At 28.4% G+C, this 4,659-nt stretch carries 6 protein-coding genes; all 6 read left to right on the forward strand.

The features are described from left to right. The first annotated feature begins 59 nt into the window (after positions 1–59). Positions 60–590, forward strand: a complete 531-nt coding sequence (locus tag GQ540_RS10000; protein ID WP_291800592.1) for a YeeE/YedE thiosulfate transporter family protein — start codon at positions 60–62, stop codon at positions 588–590. Between the two features lie 22 nt (positions 591–612). Continuing rightward, entirely contained in the window at positions 613–1,203 is a 591-nt protein-coding gene (locus tag GQ540_RS10005) for a YeeE/YedE thiosulfate transporter family protein (RefSeq protein ID WP_291800594.1), read from the forward strand. A 15-nt stretch (positions 1,204–1,218) separates the two neighbouring features. Further along, complete coding sequence (locus GQ540_RS10010; RefSeq protein WP_291800596.1) at positions 1,219–1,875, forward strand: rhodanese-like domain-containing protein; 657 nt, start codon at positions 1,219–1,221, stop codon at positions 1,873–1,875. A 27-nt stretch (positions 1,876–1,902) separates the two neighbouring features. Further along, positions 1,903–2,520, forward strand: coding sequence for a rhodanese-like domain-containing protein (locus tag GQ540_RS10015; protein WP_291800598.1), 618 nt, complete (start codon positions 1,903–1,905; stop codon positions 2,518–2,520). A gap of 171 nt (positions 2,521–2,691) precedes the next feature. Beyond that, positions 2,692–3,681: a rhodanese-like domain-containing protein gene (locus GQ540_RS10020; RefSeq protein WP_291800600.1), complete on the forward strand. Its 990-nt coding sequence runs from the start codon at positions 2,692–2,694 to the stop codon at positions 3,679–3,681. A 383-nt stretch (positions 3,682–4,064) separates the two neighbouring features. Continuing rightward, positions 4,065–4,659, forward strand: a 595-nt coding sequence (locus GQ540_RS10025; RefSeq protein WP_291800601.1) for a rhodanese-like domain-containing protein, incomplete at its 3' end; no start/stop codon positions are given.

Genomic DNA, 4,659 nt, shown 5'->3' on the forward strand with positions numbered 1-4,659 from the left:
TAGATTTGTAATGGTAGAAGCTGGTCAATTAACTCGTTTCCTTTATTAAAAAGTAATTTATGAAAAAAAATAATCAAACAAACAGACACGTTTATTGGAACCCTTACTTTGGAGGATTTCTACTTGGGATATTAATCTTATTTACTTTCTATATAACAGGTAGAGGATTAGGCGCAAGTGGAGCAATGAAAAGTGGTGTAGTAACTATTGTCGATGCCGTTGCTCCTAGTCATGCAGAAAGCAGTGCTTATTATAGTAAATTTATAAATGAAGATAAATCTCCTATGAACACTTGGCTTGTTTTTGAAGCTTTAGGTGTATTAATTGGTGCATTTCTTTCTGGTGGTTTAACTGGAAGAATAGGTTGGAGAACACAACATTCTCCAAAAATTACACCAAAAAGAAGATTGATATTTGCATTAGGTGGTGGGATTTTATTTGGCTTAGGAGCTCAAATAGCTAGAGGATGTACAAGTGGTGCTGCATTAAGTGGTATGGCTGTATTGTCTACAGGTGGTTTTATAACAATGTTAGCCATTTTTGGTTCAGCATTCGCATTTGCTTACTTCTTTAGAAAAAATTGGATTTAATTAATTAAAAAAATAAAAATATATGGGACCATTAATTCCTAACGGTATAATTCCACATGAATGGGATAGTATAATTGCCATTTTAATTGGTATTGTTTTCGGATTTGTTTTAGAAGCTTCTGGATTTTCATCTTCTAGAAAACTTGCCGGAGTATTTTACGGCTATGACTTTGCAGTATTAAAAGTATTTTTTACCGCAGCTTTAGTCGCACTAATAGGTATGTATTACATGGATTACCTAGGCTATGTTGATGTTACTCAAATGTATGTTCACCCTACATATTTATGGGGAGCAATAATTGGAGGTGTAATAATGGGGCTAGGTTTTGTAACTGGTGGTTTTTGCCCAGGTACAAGTTTATGCGCCGTTGCAATTGGTAAAATAGATGCTATTGTTTATGTTATTGGAATTATGATTGGAGTTTTTATATTCTCTGAATTATTTTTCTTATTTCAGCCGCTTTATGAAGGCTCATTTTTAGGTAATATTACCTTAGTTGATTCTCTAGGCATCAATCCTTATTGGTTCATATTTATATTTACCATTATTGCAATTATTTCTTTTGTGATATCTGATATCATTCGTAAAAGAAACAAAAAAATATTTTACTAATTTAAAAACACAACAATGGTTAAAAAAAAGGTAGCAAAAGTTTTAGCTTTTAGATATATGGCTCTTGCTGGTATACTAGTTATACTTGCCGGTGGACTCGTTTTATTACCAAAGTACGAAAAGCATGAAGGTATAAAACCAGAACAATTATTGAGTAACGTAATAAGCCCAGAGAGATATATTACAACAGATTATTTAGCTGATAAGTTAGTAAATCAAGACCCTTCATACTTATTAATTGATGTTAGAGATGAGGAAAGTTATAATACATATACACTTCCAAATGCTATTAATATCCCTCTAGCAAAACTATTAGATGAAGATTCTGAAATGTATCTAAATCAAGATCAATTCAATATCGTTTTATTTTCTAACGATAATTTTCATGCAGATCAAGCTTGGATTTTATGCAACAGATTAGACTATAAAAATCTACATGTTTTAAAAGGCGGTGTAAATATGTGGTACAATACAATTATCAACCCTTTGAAGCCTACTGAAGATATGCCTGCAATAGCATTTGAATTATTTACTTTCAGAAAAGCTGCAAGCATGTATTTTGGTGTAGCTTATCCAGAGCAATTTAAGGCTAAAAAAGTAAAAAAAGTGATTCCAAAAAAGGTAATTACAGTTAAAAAGAAAAAGAAAGCACCGGCTGAAGGTGGTTGTTAATTATAAACACTTTATAAAAAACACTTTATGAAAGAATTAGAAAAAACCAAGAGGATTTCAATAGCTTCAACGCTTTTTATATTAATTGTATTTATTGCCGTTTTAACATATGAAAGACCAAAGCATCTGTACAAGGTTAACAGTATAGCTACACTTGAAAAATTAACAACTGCAGATTACTTTATTTCATTAACCGACATAAATAATCCAGACTTTGTTTTAATTGATGTTAGAAGTCAATTCGAATTTGAAAAAGGGCATTTAGAAAACGCTATAAATGTATATACTGCTGAAATTTTAAATGAAGCCAATAGTGAGCTATTTAAAGAAATAAAAGAAAAAGGTAAAACTGCTATTTTATATGGTACAAATCCAAATGAAGTAAATGCTCCTTTTATGCTTTTATATAAGTTAGGTTATAACAATGTAAAAATACTAACTATTGAAAACAGCTACATAGAAAATAAATTAATTTCAAAAGATATTGCAATTGAAAAATCTGTTGCAAACATACAAGCCTTTATTGATGAATCCGTTAAAAAAGCATCTAAAGTATCAAAACAAAAAGTGGTAGTAAAAAAACCACGTAAAAAAACGGTTGTTGTAAAGAAGAAAAAGAAAGCACCTGCAGAAGGTGGTTGTTAGTTTAGTTTTTGATTTCTAAGAAGCTGTTTTTTTATTAAAACAGCTTTTTTTTTGAATTAAAACAGCAACAAATGTTACTATATTTGAACAATTTATAAGACAAATGTCACATAAATACATGTGACAAATTATTAATTTTGTAGTAACAATATTATTAAATTAAATAACATCATGAAAAAAATAACATCATATTTAGCAGTACTATTTATAGCAATTTCTTTACTAAATGGCTTCAATAGTAACGCACAGCAAAACATAGAAAAACCTTTATCTGAATTTGAATTAGTAGTAAAATATTTAGAATCAAATGGTGATTTCACAAATACAAAAGCTCCTGCCTTAATTTTAGCCAATGAAATTAAAGAGAATCTTAAAAACGACAAATATTTGGTCCTTGATATTAGAAGTGAGAGTTGGTTTGAATACGGTCATATTAAAAATGCTAAAAATGTGAAAGCTTCAGAATTGTTAAACTATTTTGAAAACGAAATAAACCCTGAAAATTTTGATAAAATATCTATCGTTTGTTATTCTGGACAATCAGCTGCATATTATACAAGTTTATTAAGAATCGCAGGGTATAATAATGTGTTTAACTTAAAATGGGGAATGAGTTCTTGGGCTGAAGAATTTGCAACAAATATTTGGTTGAAAAATTCAAAAAATACATATGCTGACAAATTAGAGTTATCCCCTAATTTAATGCCAATAAAAGGTGAATTACCAACTTTAAAAACAGGAAAACAAACTGCTAAGGAAATATTAAACGTGCGCTTAAAAGAGGTTTTTACAAAACCTTATAAAGAATATTACGTGAAAGCTGATACCGTATTTAAAAACACTAATAACTATTTTATAGTTAACTATGTAAACGTAGATAAATACAACTTAGGTCATATTAAAGGATCTATAAGATATCAACCAAAATCTTCACTTTCCTCATTAGAAAATTTATATACATTACCTATTAACAAAAAAGTACTTGTAAGCTGTATGACAGGGCAATCTTCCGCATATATAGTTGCCTACTTAAATGTACTTGGTTATGATGTTGCCAACTTAGCTTATGGAGCTAATAGTTATATGAATGCTACACTTATAGAAAAAGGTTGGAATGGCTTTATCGAAAAAGAAATTAAAAACTATCCTGTTACAGAATAACAAAATTACATTTAGCAGTTATAAAAATTATAATTCTTTGTAACTAATATTACTAAATTTCACAAAAAAGAAGTTGTTTTTATGTTTAAAAACAACTTCTTTTTTGTGAAAACTAATACTTCACTATTCATAATTAGCGTTTTAAAAACACTTTTCACTTAACATAAATTTACTTTTAATACCTCATAAGTTTAAGGTTAAAAAATTAAATGAATAATCGATTGTAATTATCTGATTTTCAGCATTTTATTATGTAACTTTTGTTACTGTAAAGAACAATTATGTATAAATGTAATATGATAAATATCATATAAAAAAAATCACTCCATATTTAATTTTGATGTAACAATTAGAACATTAAATTAATTTAAATTACTTATAACATGAAAAACACAATAAAATACTTTGCGCTATTTTTTATAGCAGCTACATTTTTTGTCAATCAAAAAATTGTAGCTCAAGATCAAGTAAACAATCCTATTTCTGAAACTGAGCTTTTGGTTCAATATTTAGAAACTAATGGAAACTTTATCAATAATGAAGCACCTGCTTTAATTTTAGCAGATGAGATTAAAGAAAATCTTAAAAACAAAAAATATCTTGTTTTAGATATTAGAAGCGAAAGCTGGTTTGAGTATGGACATATTAAAAATGCCAAAAATATGAAAGCTGCTGAACTTCTTAACTATTTCAAAAATGACATTGACCCAAAAACATTTGATAAAATAACTATTGTATGTTATTCTGGTCAATCTGCAGCTTATTTTACAAGTTTATTAAGACTTTATGGATACAATAATGTACACAATCTTAAATGGGGAATGAGTTCTTGGGATGAAGAATTTGCCACCAATGTTTGGATTAAAAATTCAAAAGATAAATATCAAAATCAGCTAGAGCTTACAAACAACATAACACCAGAAAGAGGAGAATTGCCTATTTTAAATACTGGTAAAACAGATGGAAAAGAAATTTTAA

Origin of the sequence: Lutibacter sp., from assembly GCF_013139515.1 — a bacterium.
GTDB lineage: Bacteria > Bacteroidota > Bacteroidia > Flavobacteriales > Flavobacteriaceae > Lutibacter.